Annotated in this window: 17 protein-coding genes and 1 riboswitch; of the genes, 15 read left to right on the forward strand and 2 right to left on the reverse strand. The window is 47.0% G+C overall.

The window, feature by feature from the left end; genetic code table 11:
- Nucleotides 1-19 precede the first annotated feature (19 nt).
- Nucleotides 20-712, reverse strand: a complete 693-nt coding sequence (gene mutH, locus Q7C_RS08115; protein WP_041367027.1) for a DNA mismatch repair endonuclease MutH — start codon at nt 710-712, stop codon at nt 20-22.
- A 49-nt stretch (nt 713-761) separates the two neighbouring features.
- Here mutH and Q7C_RS08120 point away from each other — a divergent pair, with 49 nt between their 5' ends.
- Together Q7C_RS08120 and Q7C_RS08125 are read left to right on the forward strand one after the other, a co-directional pair.
- Entirely contained in the window at nt 762-1,685 is a 924-nt protein-coding gene (locus Q7C_RS08120) for an ABC transporter ATP-binding protein (RefSeq protein ID WP_014704255.1), read from the forward strand.
- On the forward strand, nt 1,682-2,464 hold the full coding sequence (locus Q7C_RS08125) for an ABC transporter permease (RefSeq protein WP_014704256.1): 783 nt from the start codon (nt 1,682-1,684) through the stop codon (nt 2,462-2,464). The genes Q7C_RS08120 and Q7C_RS08125 overlap by 4 nt, the downstream gene beginning before the upstream one ends.
- A gap of 3 nt (nt 2,465-2,467) precedes the next feature.
- On the opposite strand, the gene dusA is transcribed toward Q7C_RS08125, so the two are convergent.
- Entirely contained in the window at nt 2,468-3,445 is a 978-nt protein-coding gene (gene dusA, locus Q7C_RS08130; protein WP_014704257.1) for a tRNA dihydrouridine(20/20a) synthase DusA, read from the reverse strand.
- A 55-nt stretch (nt 3,446-3,500) separates the two neighbouring features.
- Here dusA and Q7C_RS13330 point away from each other — a divergent pair, with 55 nt between their 5' ends.
- The 13 genes from Q7C_RS13330 (at nt 3,501) to aroC (ending at nt 15,834) form a co-directional block, all read left to right on the forward strand.
- Complete coding sequence (locus Q7C_RS13330) at nt 3,501-4,211, forward strand: M48 family metallopeptidase (RefSeq protein WP_014704258.1); 711 nt, start codon at nt 3,501-3,503, stop codon at nt 4,209-4,211.
- A 48-nt stretch (nt 4,212-4,259) separates the two neighbouring features.
- Nucleotides 4,260-4,338, forward strand: a riboswitch (S-adenosyl-L-homocysteine riboswitch).
- Nucleotides 4,339-4,430: 92 nt separating this feature from the next.
- On the forward strand, nt 4,431-5,594 hold the full coding sequence (gene metK / locus Q7C_RS08140; RefSeq protein ID WP_014704259.1) for a methionine adenosyltransferase: 1,164 nt from the start codon (nt 4,431-4,433) through the stop codon (nt 5,592-5,594).
- 21 nt (nt 5,595-5,615) lie between these two features.
- Nucleotides 5,616-6,932, forward strand: a complete 1,317-nt coding sequence (ahcY, locus tag Q7C_RS08145; protein ID WP_014704260.1) for an adenosylhomocysteinase — start codon at nt 5,616-5,618, stop codon at nt 6,930-6,932.
- A gap of 56 nt (nt 6,933-6,988) precedes the next feature.
- Nucleotides 6,989-7,843 carry a methylenetetrahydrofolate reductase [NAD(P)H] gene (gene metF, locus Q7C_RS08150; protein ID WP_014704261.1) on the forward strand — a complete coding sequence of 285 codons (855 nt, stop codon included), beginning with the start codon at nt 6,989-6,991 and terminating at the stop codon, nt 7,841-7,843.
- A 133-nt stretch (nt 7,844-7,976) separates the two neighbouring features.
- Nucleotides 7,977-9,437, forward strand: coding sequence for an RNA polymerase factor sigma-54 (locus tag Q7C_RS08155; RefSeq protein WP_041366671.1), 1,461 nt, complete (start codon nt 7,977-7,979; stop codon nt 9,435-9,437).
- A gap of 34 nt (nt 9,438-9,471) precedes the next feature.
- On the forward strand, nt 9,472-9,798 hold the full coding sequence (hpf, locus tag Q7C_RS08160; protein WP_014704263.1) for a ribosome hibernation-promoting factor, HPF/YfiA family: 327 nt from the start codon (nt 9,472-9,474) through the stop codon (nt 9,796-9,798).
- Between the two features lie 10 nt (nt 9,799-9,808).
- Nucleotides 9,809-10,270: a PTS sugar transporter subunit IIA gene (locus Q7C_RS08165; protein ID WP_014704264.1), complete on the forward strand. Its 462-nt coding sequence runs from the start codon at nt 9,809-9,811 to the stop codon at nt 10,268-10,270.
- Between the two features lie 4 nt (nt 10,271-10,274).
- Nucleotides 10,275-10,757, forward strand: a complete 483-nt coding sequence (locus Q7C_RS08170) for an HPr kinase/phosphorylase (RefSeq protein WP_014704265.1) — start codon at nt 10,275-10,277, stop codon at nt 10,755-10,757.
- A 98-nt stretch (nt 10,758-10,855) separates the two neighbouring features.
- Nucleotides 10,856-11,260 (forward strand): PTS sugar transporter subunit IIA, encoded by a 405-nt coding sequence (locus Q7C_RS08175; RefSeq protein ID WP_014704266.1) that lies wholly within the window; start codon nt 10,856-10,858, stop codon nt 11,258-11,260.
- The gene (locus tag Q7C_RS08180; RefSeq protein WP_014704267.1) at nt 11,257-11,526 is read left to right on the forward strand and encodes an HPr family phosphocarrier protein; all 270 of its coding nucleotides are present in this window, start codon (nt 11,257-11,259) and stop codon (nt 11,524-11,526) included. The genes Q7C_RS08175 and Q7C_RS08180 overlap by 4 nt, the downstream gene beginning before the upstream one ends.
- Nucleotides 11,523-13,277, forward strand: a complete 1,755-nt coding sequence (gene ptsP / locus Q7C_RS08185) for a phosphoenolpyruvate--protein phosphotransferase (protein WP_014704268.1) — start codon at nt 11,523-11,525, stop codon at nt 13,275-13,277. Before Q7C_RS08180 ends, ptsP begins: the two co-directional genes overlap by 4 nt.
- Nucleotides 13,278-13,362: 85 nt before the next feature.
- The gene (gene mgtE / locus Q7C_RS08190; RefSeq protein ID WP_014704269.1) at nt 13,363-14,721 is read left to right on the forward strand and encodes a magnesium transporter; all 1,359 of its coding nucleotides are present in this window, start codon (nt 13,363-13,365) and stop codon (nt 14,719-14,721) included.
- Between the two features lie 21 nt (nt 14,722-14,742).
- A complete protein-coding gene (aroC, locus tag Q7C_RS08195; RefSeq protein ID WP_014704270.1) occupies nt 14,743-15,834 on the forward strand; it encodes a chorismate synthase in 1,092 nt (363 codons plus the stop codon).
- The last annotated feature ends 10 nt before the right edge of the window (nt 15,835-15,844 follow it).

Below are 15,844 nucleotides of genomic sequence, written 5' to 3' on the forward strand. Positions count from 1 at the left end.
TTCTGCCTTTACCAGCAACCTATCGGCAAGCTTTATTGCTATCCAGAATGGCTTTGGTAAAGGCCGGTCGCAAATAAAACCCTCGCGGGTTAATTTGCGTTTGTTCTCCATCCATGGTTAATCCTGCAACCTGCATCCGACTATTCGCCGCTTTAGGCCGGATCTGTAACACTTCACCTTGCCGAGCCGTAACCGATTCTGGTCCCACCGTCAGCAGCATTTCCATTAACTCTTCCCAATCCTGCCTTAGCAAAGCGGCTTGTTGGCTATCCGGTGACCATAAAAACCCCATACCGACATACCGATCAATCAAGGGAACCGCTGAAACGCCTTCCACTGGTAACCATAGCACTTTCGCAAGCTTTCGTCTCAACCAACTCTGTTCCCAGGGCATCTCACCATACTCTGACATGTCTACCGTACAGACATACGTAGATTCTTTGGGCATGCCTGTGGCCGCTAAGGGTAAGGTTTTCAGTTCAATGCCTAATTGGGTAAAATCTGGCCTTGCCGATGTGCCAGCATCAGCGCCAAGCAATGATTCTAAAAAGCCGCCGACCCACCCCTTATGGCGTCGCAAATCTTTGGGTACAACAACGTCCGCTGACGCTGCAAGTTGGCCCAAAGTTTTGCCTGAAATGGCGCGACAGCGCTCCATTAACTCTGATTCAGATGCCGGCGGAACTCTTGGCACGAAAATTTGATCTGACATAATGGCATGATAATCTAGCCAGCTCATTTCTGCCCGAGATATAACCATTTTGACCGCACTATCGCTGAATAATTTAAGCAAAACCTACGATAACGGCTTGCAAGCATTGAAAGAGATAAACCTCACCGTGCAGGATGGGGACTTTTTTGCATTACTAGGGCCGAACGGAGCAGGTAAATCGACCACGATTGGTTTGATTACCTCCCTCGTCACCAAAACAGCGGGGCAAATTCAGGTCTTTGATGCTGATTTGGATGAGGATCCTGAACTGGCAAAAAGTTACATCGGTCTGGTACCACAAGAATTTAATTTTAATGGTTTTGAACAGGTCAAACATATCCTGCTAACGCAGGCCGGTTACTATGGGTTGGCTGCAAATGAAGCGGAACCTCGCGCCGATGCGTTACTGAAACAGTTAGGCCTCTGGGAGAAACGTTTTACCCCTTCTCGCTCATTGTCGGGCGGTATGAAACGACGTTTAATGATTGCAAGGGCGCTGGTTCATCAACCTAAATTGTTAATTTTGGATGAACCAACCGCCGGTGTTGACATAGAGTTGCGCCGATCCATGTGGACTTTTTTACGTGACATAAACCGTCAAGGCACAACCATTATCCTGACTACTCACTATCTGGAAGAAGCCGAAAACCTATGTCGAAACATCGCCATTATCGACAAAGGTGAAATAGTGGAAAATACCGATATGAAGTCACTGCTAAATCGATTGGATAAAGAGACTTTTGTGCTGGACTTGCAGCAAGAACTCACTGATACCAGTTGTTTGCAAGGTTTGGATTATCACTTGATTGATGCCACAACACTGGAAGTCGAAATCAACCGACGTGACAATTTAAACGGTTTATTCCAGTTTCTTACGGCGCGTAACATTCAGGTTGGCAGTATGAAAAACAAGGTCAATCGGCTGGAAGAATTATTCCTGAAACTCGTTAAACCATCGGAGCAACCCAAATGACGACAACGCGTCACCGCCAGCATTGGATTGCTTTTAGTACCATTGTCATTCGTGAGGTACGCCGGTTTTTGCGTATATGGGCACAGACACTGTTGCCGCCGGCAATAACCATGACCCTGTATTTCATTATTTTTGGCAGTCTCATTGGTAGCCGTATAGGCGCGATGGACGGATTTGATTATATGGCTTACATCGCGCCCGGCGTGATTATGATGTCAATTATCAACAATGCCTATGCCAACGTAGCCTCATCTTTTTTTAGTGCCAAGTTTCAAAACCACATTGAAGAGTTAATTGTGGCGCCCGTACCCAATTATTTGATTCTTGCCGGCTATGTCGTTGGTGGCACAGCTCGCGGCCTGCTGATTGGGGTAATTGTTACTATTGTGGCCTTGTTTTTTACCGACCTGTCGGTGCAGCACTGGGGGGTTACGCTGAGCATGGTGGTACTGAGCGCTATCTTGTTTGCCCTTGGTGGATTTATTAACGCCGTTTATGCTCGCAGTTTTGACGAAATTTCCATTATTCCGACCTTTGTTTTGACACCATTAACCTATTTAGGAGGCGTGTTTTATTCCATTAGTCTGTTGCCGGAAGTCTGGCAGAAACTGTCTCTGCTCAACCCTGTTCTCTACATGGTAAATGCCTTCCGCTACGGCTTGTTAGGGACGAGTGATGTACCTGTTGTCGCAGCATTTGTCATTATTTTATTGTTTATTGCCAGTCTGACTTGGTATGCCTTGCATTTATTAAAAAAAGGAACCGGCCTCAGAAGCTAACCGTTAACTAAGCTGTTTTAATGCCTCACGAATGACTCCGGTATCGGCGCCAGACAAGTGAGCATTTTCGCTCAGATGGCGCCGCCAGCGGCGTGCACCAGGTTGGCCTTGAAATAATCCCAACATATGCCGAGTGATTGATTTTAAAGGCCGACCTTCATCAAGACGTCTCTCGATGTAGGGGATCATGCTCTCTACAACCTCTGTTTCACTAATGACTGGCGTGTCGTCACCAAAAAGTTTTTGATCAACCCATGCGAGAAGATGTGGTTGATTATAGACCGCTCGTCCAATCATCACCCCATCTACTTTTTCCAAATGGCATGCCGCCTGCTCAAGCGTCTGAATGCCGCCATTGATATCGAGATGCAGCTCAGGAAAATCGGCTTTTATCTGATAAACGCGATCATAATCCAGTGATGGGATTTCGCGATTTTGCTTTGGGCTTAACCCCTGTAACCACGCTTTGCGCGCATGCAAAATCAACGCATCCGCCCCTGCCTGGTTAACCGCATTAACGAATTGCCACAAAAATGCATAACTATCTTGGTCATCTATTCCTAATCGTGTTTTGACCGTCACGGGAATACGCACTGCGGCTTTCATGGCAGCGATGCCATCTGCAACTAATTCTGGACTAGCCATCAAGCAGGCGCCAAATTGACCATTTTGAACGCGATCACTGGGGCAGCCAATATTCAAATTTATTTCCTGAAAACCGGCTGACTCAGCCAGCTTGGCACAAGTCGCTAAATCCTCTGGATCAGATCCACCCAACTGTAAAGCCAAGGGATATTCTTGTGCATCATGTGCCAAAAAGCGGGCCACATCACCATGCAATAACGCCCCGGTAGTTACCATTTCGGTATACAGCATGGCGCGTTTCGACAATAATCGGCATAAATAGCGAAAATCACGATCAGTCCAATCCAGCATGGGCGCGACGGATAATCGATGAGCCAGTTTAAGCGCAGTGTTCACAATATTTCCAATGACAAAATATCTATTTTCGCAAATCAACGGTTAAAATGCGCGGATGTTTCGTAAAAAGACTCACCAACCCCCACAACTTTTCTTTGAAAACCAGCCGGTTTCGATTCGTCGTGACCGACGTCGAAAATCGGTAGCAATCAAAGTCACTGATAATAGGATCAGCTTACATTTACCCTGGCGTTGCCCATTATCCTTAGGAGAGAAGTTTCTTGAGCAAAAACAAGAGTGGCTGAAAAACTCGCTAAAAAAACAGCTCAATCAGCCGGTTCGTCGCTATAACAACAACTCACAGCAACCCTATTTAGGCCAGTCGTTACAATTACGCTTCAAGCCACAATTAACCTCATCCTTTATATTGAACGACGAACAAATACAGTTAAAACTGCCGACAGATTCAGATCAAAGGATCGCCAAAAATAAATTAAGCGAAGCTTATCAAACATTAGCCACAGATTATCTGCCACAACGCGGTTGGCAGATTGCCAAAAAAACCGGCCTCATGCCAGCCAGGTTTCGGGTACGTTATTACAAGTCACGATGGGGGAGTTGTCACGCTGGCGGCGAAATTCGGCTGAACTGGCAACTGGTTCAGGCACCGATTTCGGTTATCGATTATGTCTTGATCCATGAGCTTTGCCATTTGCAAGAGATGAATCACAGCCCGGCATTCTGGCGATTAGTCGGGGAGCAGATGCCTGATTTTAAAATTCAGCGGCAATGGCTGAAGCAGCAGGGCCATACGTTACTGTTTTAACGGCCGGATTTACTTGTAATTTTCCCAAGATGAATTAACATATTGCAGTTGAATAAGGAACGCTGCGACAGACACCGATTCTGCTAGGCTTATTCAATGATGTAGCATAAAACGGCGTTCATTATTAACAGGTCACTGGTAGTAATGGGCATCGTCTCTGAACTTTTCTCACCATTCTGCTATCTGTACCTACCCGCCCCCTAACTAAGGATGCAGTCTATGAGTCGTGCTTATCTCTTTACCTCTGAATCTGTTTCAGAAGGTCATCCAGATAAAGTCGCCGATCAAATTTCTGATGCCATACTTGATGCCATCATTACCCAGGACCCCAAAGCGCGTGTGGCTTGTGAAACGTTGATAAAAACGGGGGTTGCCATTATTGCCGGTGAAATCACCACCGAAGCCTGGGTCGATATTGAAGACATCGTTCGCAAAACGATTAAAGACATTGGCTACACTAGTTCTGATGTGGGTTTTGACGGTGAAACCTGTGGCGTCATGTCTGTCATTGGCAAACAATCGCCCGATATAAACATGGGCGTTGACCGCGGTAATGAAGACGAGCAAGGTGCTGGGGATCAGGGCCTGATGTTTGGCTATGCCAGTAATGAAACCGATGTATTAATGCCTGCGCCCATTACTTACGCGCATCGTCTCGTCAAACAACAATCGCAAGTTCGTCGCTCAGGGGAATTACCTTGGCTACGTCCAGATGCGAAAAGCCAGATTACTTTTGTTTATGAGAACGGTAAACCCGTTGGTGTTGATGCCGTCGTATTATCCACTCAACACAACCCAGACATCAGCCAGAAAGATCTGCACGAAGCGGTGATGGAACATATCATTAAACCCGTCTTACCATCTGAATGGTTAACTTCGCAAACCGCATATCATATCAATCCGACTGGTCAGTTTATTATTGGCGGTCCGGTTGGCGACTGCGGTCTGACTGGAAGAAAAATTATTGTCGATACTTACGGTGGTATGGCACGTCATGGTGGTGGCGCCTTTTCAGGCAAAGATCCTTCCAAAGTTGATCGCAGTGCGGCGTACGCGGGTCGCTATGTCGCTAAAAATATCGTTGCCGCCGGCTTGGCTGAGCGTTGTGAAATTCAGATTTCTTATGCTATAGGCGTCGCTGAACCGACTTCGATCAGTATCGATACCTTTGGCACCGGCAAGATTGACGAAGCCAAATTAGTCCAGCTGGTACGTGAACATTTTGATTTGCGCCCGGTCGGCCTTATCAAGATGCTGGATCTGGTTAGACCGATTTATCAGGCCACAGCTGCTTACGGTCATTTTGGCCGTGAAGACGTGGCGTTCCCTTGGGAACAAACCAACCTTGCCCCACTGTTGCGCAATGCGGCTGGCCTCAAATAATTTATTAGGAAATTGAATACTATGACCTCTCATGCTGCTGTCGAAAATCTGACTCCCGATTATAAAGTTGCTGATATTAACTTGGCGAAATGGGGACATCAGGAAATTAAAATTGCGGAAAGTGAAATGCCTGGCCTGATGGCATTACGCGACGAATATCAAGGTCAAGCACCATTACAAGGTGCCCGCATTGCAGGCTGTCTGCATATGACCATTCAAACTGCTGTACTCATTGAAACATTAGTCGAACTTGGCGCAGAGGTGCGTTGGTCATCCTGTAATATTTTTTCGACTCAGGATCATGCTGCAGCGGCCATCGCCGATCAGGGAATTCCCGTATTTGCCTGGAAAGGTGAAACCGAAGAAGAAGCTGTTTGGTGTATTCGTCAAACGATTCTAGGCCCAGATGGCTGGCGGCCAAACATGATTCTCGACGATGGCGGGGATTTAACCCAACTGATGCATAGCGATTACCCCGAATTACTGGAACAAGTGCGCGGACTATCAGAAGAAACCACCACCGGTGTGCATCGCCTTTATGAAATGATGCGCGACGGCAGTCTTAAAGTCCCGGCTATCAATGTGAACGACTCGGTTACCAAATCGAAATTTGATAATTTATATGGATGTCGTGAGTCCTTGCTGGATGGTATCAAGCGTGCAACCGACGTCATGGTTGCCGGCAAAATCTGCGTCGTCTTAGGCTATGGTGACGTCGGTAAAGGTTGCGCTCAAGCTTTTCGCGGTATGGGAGCAACCGTTCTGGTAACTGAAATTGATCCTATCTGCGCATTACAGGCCGCGATGGAAGGCTATCGCATCGTGACTCTTGAAGACGTTGCGGATAAAGCCGATATCTTTGTAACGGCAACTGGCAACATCAATGTGATCAATCATGAGCACATGACGGCTATGAAAAATGAAGCCATTGTCTGCAATATTGGTCATTTTGATAATGAAATCGATGTCGCTTCCCTACGCCAATACGAATGGGAAAATATCAAGCCTCAAGTTGATCACGTTATCTTCCCTGATGGCAAACGCATTATCTTATTGGCTGAGGGTCGTCTGGTTAATTTGGGCTGCGCTACGGGTCACCCCAGCTTTGTCATGTCTGCCTCATTCACTAATCAAGTGATGGCGCAAATCGAACTTTGGCAAAATCACCAGAACTATGAAAATAAAGTCTATGTATTGCCAAAACGCCTTGATGAAAAAGTGGCAAAATTACATTTAACTCGTATTGGCGCCAAACTAACAGAAATGACCGAAGCGCAATCACAATACCTAGGATTACCGAAAACCGGTCCTTACAAACCAGAACACTATCGCTATTAACCCTTAGCAGGGGAGCTGAACTTGCTCCCCACCAGCCTGTTTTTGCGAGGAAGAAAATGGCTAAATCCCCTATTATCAGTTGCGAGTTTTTCCCTCCTAAAACAGAGAAAGGCGTCAACACATTTTTGCAGGTGGCAACAGAACTTGCCGAACTCCAACCGGCTTTTTATTCGGTCACGTTTGGCGCCGGTGGCTCGACACAACACAATACGCTTGATGCCGTGATTGCGATTCAGCAACGTGCCGCTACAACCGGCATAGATGCCGCGCCGCATCTCTCTTGCGTCGGTTCATCTCGCCAAGGGATTCGCCAGATTTTACAAACATTCATCGATAACGACATTTCCAGACTGGTTGCCTTACGTGGTGACCTGCCGTCCGGGATGCGTGATCCGGGAGAGTTTCGCTATGCAAATGAGTTAGTAGAATTCATCCGTGCCGAAACGGGAGATCATTTTACGATTGAAGTTGCCGCTTATCCTGAGGTACACCCACAAGCGCCGAATGCCAACATTGATTTTGACAACTTCGTACGCAAAGTCGATGCAGGTGCCGATAGTGCCATTACCCAATATTTTTACAATATTGACGCGTATTTATATTTTGTCGATCGCTGTGAGCAGGCGGAACTGGATATTCCCATCATTCCGGGCATCATGCCGATCAATAATTATTCCCAGTTAGCTCGCTTCTCCGCCGGCTGCGGAGCTGAAATTCCGCGCTGGTTGAGTAAGCGGCTTGAAGCATTTCATGACGACACGGCTTCATTGCAAGCTTTTACAACCGATTTCCTGACTGATTTTACCCAGCAATTGCTGGATCTGGATGTGCCAGGACTACATTTTTACACAATGAACAAAACCCAGCCGGTATTAACGGTTTGTGAACGTCTGGGACTGCTTACGCCTTAAATTAATGTGATCAATATCAGCAAAACAAGCTGGTTACCTTATTTGCTGTGAAATTTTGATTTGTTGTATAGGCAATGGCAGGAGCTTTGCGGTAACATTGACACATGGTCATAACAACTCGTCGCGCATTTAAGTGAAACCATCATTACAGCTACGTGTAGGCCAAAGCCTGTCGATGACGCCGCAGTTACAACAGGCCATTCGTCTGCTACAACTTTCTTCGTTAGAGCTTCAAGTAGAAATTCAGGAAGTTCTCGAAACGAATCCCCTGCTTGAAGTTGAAGAAGACTTTGATTTCGACGGTGAATCTGATGCGCCTGAAAAGCGCGATGAAGACCACGATAGTCGAGAAATCAGTGAACTCGAAAATCGTGATATTCCAGAAGAGTTACCTGTTGATAGTCAGTGGGATGATGTTTACGACCAGACAACCTATACAGCCTCAACCTCTGTAAACACCGCAGAATCAGATTTTGAGCGGGATGGTCACGATGAGAGTGGTGATACCCTGCAACAACATCTTCTGTGGCAGATGCGCCTGACGCCATTTACTGAAATTGAATATGCCATTGCGACGGCAATAATCGACTCCATTGAAGACGATGGCTACCTCAAATGCACGCTTGAAGACATTCAACTGACGCTGGGCGATGATTTTGAAGAAATCGAATTAGACGAAATCGAAACTGTCTTACATCGCATTCAACATTTTGATCCGGTCGGCGTCGGTGCCAGAGATCTGCGGGAATGCTTATTGATCCAACTTCGTCTGTTCGATGCAGATGCCGTCCAGCATCTGGATGTATTGACGGCGTTGATTGATCAACATCTGGACACCTTGGCAAAACGTGATTATGTCGCAATCAAACGAGCCCTCAAAGTCAGTGATGACGAACTGACTGATCTGGTGCGTCAGATACAACTTTTGAACCCGCGGCCTGGCACATTAATCCAGCGGGACAATACCGAATATGTGGTACCAGATATTTATGCACGTAAATATCAAGGCCAGTGGCGTTTGTCTTTGAATCCTGACAATGCGCCAAAATTACAAATTGCCGACCATTATGCTCAATTAATTAATCGGGCAGATAACAGTGCCGAAAATACTTATCTGAAAAATAACCTGCAGGAAGCGCGCTGGTTCCTGAAAAGTCTGCAAAGTCGCAATGAAACGCTACTCAAAGTAACGCAAGCCATCGTCGACAGACAACGCGATTTTCTGGATCACGGCGATGAAGCCATGAAGCCACTCGTGTTGGCAGACATTGCTGAAACGGTTGAAATGCATGAATCTACGATCTCGCGAGTCACAACCCGCAAATATCTACATACGCCCCGCGGTATTTTTGAGCTGAAATACTTTTTCTCCAGTCATGTCGGCACCGAAAGCGGCGGCGAATGTTCAGCAACGGCAATTCGAGCTATTATTAAAAAACTGGTCGCAGCCGAGAACCCAAGAAAACCGCTGAGCGACAGTAAAATTGCTGATATTCTCAAAGAACAGGGGATCAATGTTGCAAGACGTACCATTGCTAAATACCGGGAAACCTTGTTTATCCCTCCGTCAAACGAGCGTAAGCGACTGGTGTAAACCAGTTTTCATCCACCAACAGGAGTGAAGCATTATGCAATTAAACTTAAGCGGACAACATTTAGACATCACCGATAGTCTTCGTGATCACGTCAACAAAAAATTTGAAAAACTGACCCGTCATTTTGACCATATGACCAACGTTCATGTGGTTTTGTCCGTCGAAAAAGAGCGACAAAAAGCCGAGGCGACGGTCCATGTCAGTGGCGCCGATCTGTTCGCTTCTGATGAGCAGGAAAACATGTACAGCGCAATTGAAAATCTGGTTGCCAAACTGGATCGCCAGATTATTAAACACAAAGATAAAATCACCAATCACCATCAAGCGGATGGTGCCATGAAAAAACATAATGCGAGTTAAGGGCTGACTCATGCTGATCGCTGCGCTGTTAGTCAATGCCGATAATATTAGTTATCAGGATGAAGCCACCAGTAAAAAAAGAGTACTGGAAAACCTCAGTCACTTGCTGGCGGCTAACAGCGAAGCGCTGTCTGCCGATAAAGTCTTTCAGGTACTGCTTGAACGGGAACGTTTGGGCAGTACCGGACTCGGCAAAGGTATTGCGATCCCCCATGCCCGCGTTCCAGGTTTAACCCATACCATGGCAGCCATGCTCACCTTAAGTGAACCGGTAGATTTTGAATCTGCTGATGGACAGCCAGTTGATATCGCTTTTGGTCTGCTGGTACCAGAAGATGATTCAGAAAATCATCTACAGCATTTATCACGATTGGTGAGTATATTTCGCGATGCCGATTGCTGCGGAAAAATTCGCCATGCAGGCAGTGCTGATGCGATATTTGAGTATTTATTGTCATTAGACGAAGATTAGTCTCATGAGCGCAAACATTACGCGCTATCAACATGGCGTAATGGTTGTCTGGCAACAGACTGGGTTGCTCATTACCGGCCAGCCAGGCGTTGGCAAAAGCAGTTTGGCGCTCGCCCTGATTGAACTTGGCGGACAATTAGTTGCTGACGATTGTATTGATATCGTGTCCGATAACGATTGGTTAACGGCACGTTGCCCACCGAAAATTATCGGCCTGTTACATCATCGTGAACTCGGCTTACTGGATATTCGAGCTATGTTTGGCAGTGATGCGTTTTGTCCAGCTGCCAAGATTGATGCTGTAATTTCATTATCATTGACACCGACAGCGTTGCTTGACGAGTCAGCAACTGTCGAAATGCTGGCAGGGAAAGCGCTACCAAAATTATCGCTAACTGTTAGCAATCCTCTCCCATTACCCTCAAGGGTTGCTTTATGGTTGAAGTCACGATCCAACCCAACGCCTGAAATCGCAGGCTCGGTTTAGTAATACAGCAAACAAAAACAACACTGAAATTTGCGAAATACCCTGATATACATTACATTCAGGCCAATTACCCCGCTTTAGCACAGGTCCCCGCACTAATGACGGTAGGCGTTTTAATCGTATCGCATAACCATATCGGTACGGAACTTATTAATACGGCAAGGCAAATGCTTTCATGTTGTCCGCTGCCAACCAAAGTCATCTCTATTGAAGTCAAAGACAATCCTGAGGCGATTCGTAAACAGCTAGATCAGGAGTTACTTGGACTAGATCAGGGACATGGTATTCTCATTTTGACAGATATGTTTGGCTCTACGCCAAGCAATATTGCGTGTGCTGTTTCAGATCGGAATGATATCCGCATTGTTTCCGGCTTGAATCTTCCCATGTTAATTCGCGTGCTCAATTACCCGGCACTGTCACTTGATGAGCTTGAAATAAAAGCCATCAGTGGCGGTCAGGAAGGCATTGTGCGTTGCCATCATTCGGGTTATTTATCATGACTGAGCAAACGTTTACCATCATTAACAAGCTTGGTTTGCATGCGCGCGCTGCCGCTAAGTTCGTCACCAAAGCGTCCGAGTTTAGTGCTGATATTCGGGTCAGACGAGACAATCGGGAAGTCAACGGCAAAAGTATTATGGGTGTCATGATGCTGGCGGCGGCCAAAGGGACGCAAATTACGGTTGTTGCCGAAGGGGATGATGAAGAACAGGCACTGCAAGACATTGGCATCTTGATTAACGATTATTTTGGAGAAGGCCAATGACGCTGGAGCTTCAGGGTATTGGTGTCTCTCGTGGCATCGCCATCGGGCGTGCACATATTCTGTTTCATAATCAGCCAGATGTCCGAGAATATCTGATTCCTGCTTTTGCAATACAACAGGAAGTTGACCGATTATTAGATGCCCTGAGTCAAGCAAAACAGCAACTCAAATCTATTCGCAACCATATTCCTGCCAATGCGCCTTCGGACATCACGTCGTTTATCGATACGCATATTTTGATGCTCAGTGATTCCTCACTGAATAAGGTTCCTGTAGAAATGATTCGTGAGCGTCGTTGCAACGCAGAGTGGGCACTTCAATTACAGCGTGATGCCCTCATTAATGTGTTTAACGAAATGGATGATCCTTACCTGCGTACCCGGCGTGATGATATTGATCATGTTATCAATCGTGTGCACCGGATATTGGCCGATCAGGAAGTGGCCGATCATGAGATTCCAGATGGACGACTCAAAGGCCATATCATTATCGCCGAAGATTTAACACCAGCAGATACGGTTCTTATGCAGCATCAGGGCATTGCTGCTTTTGTCACAGAACACGGTGGCGCCACCTCGCATACGACCATTTTGGCCAGAAGTCTTGGTATCCCCGCGATTATTGGTGTCGAGTCAGTACGACGTTATGTTCAGGATAATGAACCGCTGATTGTCGATGGTGAGGCCGGCATTATGATTGCCGGGGCAGATGAAACCACGACCAATGAATTCCAGCGTCGATTGCGCGCTTTTGATGAGCATATTTCCTCGCTCAGCCGCTATAAATCTCAACCAACAAAAACCCGGGATGGCAAAGCCATTACTTTACTGGCTAACGCCGAATTGCCAGAGGATATCAGTACCATTTCTGCTGCTGGCGCCCAAGGCATTGGCCTGTATCGTACTGAGTTTCTCTATATGAACCGGCTCTCACCGCCAGAAGAAGAAGAACAGTTGGCAGCCTATCGCGATGTTGTGGAGGGGATGAATGGTCAACCTGTCACTATTCGAACCTTCGATCTTGGTGCCGACAAAACGGTTGATGGCGGACGGCAACTGTCACAAAACATTGTCACCAATCCTGCTTTGGGGTTACGCGCCATACGACTGTGTCTGACGCAACCGGCAATGTTTAGGACACAGCTACGCGCCATTTTGCGGGCTTCTGCCTTTGGCAAAATCAAAATCATGTTCCCGATGATTTCAACGATGAATGAATTATTTCAAGCAAGAAATCTGTTGGAACAATGTAAAGCAGAGCTGGATCGGGAAGGTCTGGAGTATGACCGACATATTGAAATTGGCGCGATGATTGAAATTCCAGCCAGTGCAGTTTGCGCGGAGATGTTTGCCCGCCATGTCGACTTTTTATCAATTGGTACCAACGATTTGATTCAGTATACGCTGGCCATTGACCGCATTGATGACCACGTTAACTATCTTTATGATCCGCTCCATCCCGCCGTATTGAAATTGATTCACATGACCTTGGAAGCTGGCAGAAAACATCAAATACCGGTTTCCATGTGCGGTGAAATGGCAGGTGATGCCCGCTATACGCGATTACTGCTCGCCATGGGTCTGGAAAACTTCAGTATGCACCCCAATGCATTGCTTGAGGTCAAGCGGATTATCAACGAAACCGATTTAGCTCAGTTACCCGCAAACACACTGCAAATCATGGCTGTTTCTGATGCCATAGAAGCGGACATGTTGATTGAACAAATCAACGAGCCAGATCATCAAGCCTAGATTAACGCTATCCAGCAGGTCGACCACAAGCTAAAATAGTGGGACAAATCTATCCCCTTAACCCCGCCGCCCTGTGGAGACGGACATGTCTGAACTGGAACAACACAATGCGTTAAACCAGTCGCTGAATACCCTTGCTGAAGCGCTACAAAGCGGACGTTTCATCAGGATGCGGCGATTGTTGTCCAGTTTACATCCTGCTGAAACAGCACACCTGTTGGAATCTTTGCCTCCAGCAGAACGCAAAGTCTGTTGGCCAATTATTAATCCCGAGCTTCGCGGTGAAGTACTGTCCTACATCGGTGAAGATGTTCGGACCAGCCTCATGGTCGACATGGATACGGCGGACCTGCTGAATGCGACCGAAGATCTGGATACAGACGACGTCGTCGACTTGCTGCAAGACTTGCCTGACCATGTTATGCAGGAAGTGCTGCGGGCGATGGACAGTCAACGGCGTCGCAGAATCGAAGTTATTCTCGGTTATGAAGAGGATACCGCCGGTGGCTTGATGAATACGGACGTAGTCACCGTTCGTTCTGATATTACATTGGAAGTTGTTTTACGCTACTTGCGTATGCTCGGTGAGCTGCCAGAAAACACTGATAGCCTTTATGTCGTTGACCATAATGACAAATATTTGGGAACACTACAGTTATCTCAAGTCGTCAGTCGAAGTCGTTCAATGACGGTTCGCGAAGTCATGTCGCATCAGATTGAGCCAATTCCGGCCAATATGTCAGATGAAGATGTCGCGCATCGGTTTGAAAAACATGATCTTATCTCCGCCCCAGTCGTAGATAAAGATAATCACCTATTAGGACGGATTACTATCGATGACGTCGTCGATGTTATCCGTGATGTTGCCGAGCATTCGATGCTGAGTATGGCGGGTCTTGGTGAAGATGAAGACACCTTTGCCCCAGTCAAGCGTAGCGTCCATCGTCGCTCGGTTTGGTTAGGGATTAATTTGTTGACCGCTTTTCTTGCCTCGTGGGTAATTGGGCTGTTTGATACCACCATTGAAAAAGTGGTTGCGCTCGCCGTACTCATGCCTATTGTGGCTAGTATGGGCGGCATCGCCGGTAGTCAGACGCTTACGCTGGTAATTCGCTCTATGGCGCTGGGACAGCTTAATGACAATAACAAACGCTGGCTACTGCGCAAAGAAATTGCGGTGGGCGCAGTAAATGGCATTATTTGGGCTATCGCCATCGCATTTGTCACTTACTTATGGTTCCAGGAAGTCGGCATTGCCGTGCTTATCGGCATTGCGATTATTATTAATCTGCTGGCCGCCTCGCTGGCAGGCGTCACTATTCCATTAGCACTGAAAAAGGTGGGGATTGATCCGGCGTTATCCGGCAGTGTTTTGCTGACAACGATTACGGATGTCATCGGTTTTATGGCTTTCCTCGGATTTGCTACGCTATTTATTGTTTAACAGATAACCGGAAAAACTTTTATGTCAGGCAACAGCTTCGGAAAACTCTTCACCGTCACCACTTTCGGTGAAAGCCATGGTTTAGCGCTCGGTTGTATTGTTGATGGTTGTCCGCCAGGCCTCATGTTATCTGAAGCAGATTTACAACGGGATTTGGACCGGCGGCGTCCTGGCAAAAGTCGCCATGAAACGCAGCGTCGAGAGCCAGATCAAGTCAAAATCCTCTCCGGTGTGTTTGAGGGAAAAACAACTGGTACGCCGATTGGTTTACTGATTGAAAACGTCGATCAGCGTTCTAAAGATTACGGCAATATCGCACGACAATTTCGCCCCGCTCATGCCGATTATACGTATCACCATAAATACGGCTTTCGTGATTATCGTGGTGGTGGTCGCTCATCAGCCAGAGAAACGGCGATGCGTGTTGCCGCTGGCGGGATTGCCAAAAAATTCCTGATGGATCGCTATGGCATTGAAATACAGGGCTATCTGGCACAGTTAGGCCCAATAAAAGGACACAGGCTGGACTGGGCACACCGAGATCAGAGTCTGTTTTTTAACCCCGACCCTGCTATTGAAAGCGAACTCGAAAAGTACATGGATGCGCTTCGCAAGGAAGGCAATTCAATTGGTGCCCGCATCAATGTCATTGCCCGGCATGTGCCGCCAGGCTTGGGGGAGCCCGTTTTTGATCGACTTGATGCCGATATTGCGCATGCAATGATGAGCATTAATGCCGTCAAAGGCGTGGAAATCGGCGCCGGTTTTGATGCTGTGACACAAAAAGGTACGGAACATCGTGATGAAATGACACTGGATGGATTCTTGAGCAATCATGCTGGCGGCACCTTGGGCGGTATTTCCAGTGGTCAGGATATTCTGGTCAGCATGGCATTAAAACCCACCTCAAGTTTGCGTATTCCCGGACAAAGCATTGATATTGACGGCGAACCTGTCGAGGTCGTCACCCATGGTCGTCATGATCCTTGTGTTGGCATCCGTGCAACGCCAATTGCAGAAGCCATGCTGGCATTAGTTTTAATGGATCACCTGCTTCGTCATCGCGCACAAAATGCCGATGTGACAACCAGCACGCCGGTTATAACCAAGTAAATCGGGGTCA

Origin of the sequence: Methylophaga frappieri (genome assembly GCF_000260965.1) — a bacterium.
GTDB lineage: Bacteria > Pseudomonadota > Gammaproteobacteria > Nitrosococcales > Methylophagaceae > Methylophaga > Methylophaga frappieri.

What these genes read in the sequence shown, in the direction of transcription:
- Q7C_RS08180 (WP_014704267.1), top strand. Translation starts at nt 11,257, where the DNA reads ATGACTGAGCAAACGTTTACCATCATTAACAAGCTTGGTTTGCATGCG.
- mgtE (WP_014704269.1), top strand. Translation starts at nt 13,363, where the DNA reads ATGTCTGAACTGGAACAACACAATGCGTTAAACCAGTCGCTGAATACC.
- ptsP (WP_014704268.1), top strand. Translation starts at nt 11,523, where the DNA reads ATGACGCTGGAGCTTCAGGGTATTGGTGTCTCTCGTGGCATCGCCATC.
- Q7C_RS08170 (WP_014704265.1), top strand. Translation starts at nt 10,275, where the DNA reads ATGAGCGCAAACATTACGCGCTATCAACATGGCGTAATGGTTGTCTGG.
- hpf (WP_014704263.1), top strand. Translation starts at nt 9,472, where the DNA reads ATGCAATTAAACTTAAGCGGACAACATTTAGACATCACCGATAGTCTT.
- ahcY (WP_014704260.1), top strand. Translation starts at nt 5,616, where the DNA reads ATGACCTCTCATGCTGCTGTCGAAAATCTGACTCCCGATTATAAAGTT.
- Q7C_RS13330 (WP_014704258.1), top strand. Translation starts at nt 3,501, where the DNA reads ATGTTTCGTAAAAAGACTCACCAACCCCCACAACTTTTCTTTGAAAAC.
- Q7C_RS08175 (WP_014704266.1), top strand. Translation starts at nt 10,856, where the DNA reads ATGACGGTAGGCGTTTTAATCGTATCGCATAACCATATCGGTACGGAA.
- metK (WP_014704259.1), top strand. Translation starts at nt 4,431, where the DNA reads ATGAGTCGTGCTTATCTCTTTACCTCTGAATCTGTTTCAGAAGGTCAT.
- Q7C_RS08165 (WP_014704264.1), top strand. Translation starts at nt 9,809, where the DNA reads ATGCTGATCGCTGCGCTGTTAGTCAATGCCGATAATATTAGTTATCAG.
- metF (WP_014704261.1), top strand. Translation starts at nt 6,989, where the DNA reads ATGGCTAAATCCCCTATTATCAGTTGCGAGTTTTTCCCTCCTAAAACA.
- Q7C_RS08125 (WP_014704256.1), top strand. Translation starts at nt 1,682, where the DNA reads ATGACGACAACGCGTCACCGCCAGCATTGGATTGCTTTTAGTACCATT.
- aroC (WP_014704270.1), top strand. Translation starts at nt 14,743, where the DNA reads ATGTCAGGCAACAGCTTCGGAAAACTCTTCACCGTCACCACTTTCGGT.
- mutH (WP_041367027.1), bottom strand. Translation starts at nt 712, where the DNA reads ATGTCAGATCAAATTTTCGTGCCAAGAGTTCCGCCGGCATCTGAATCA.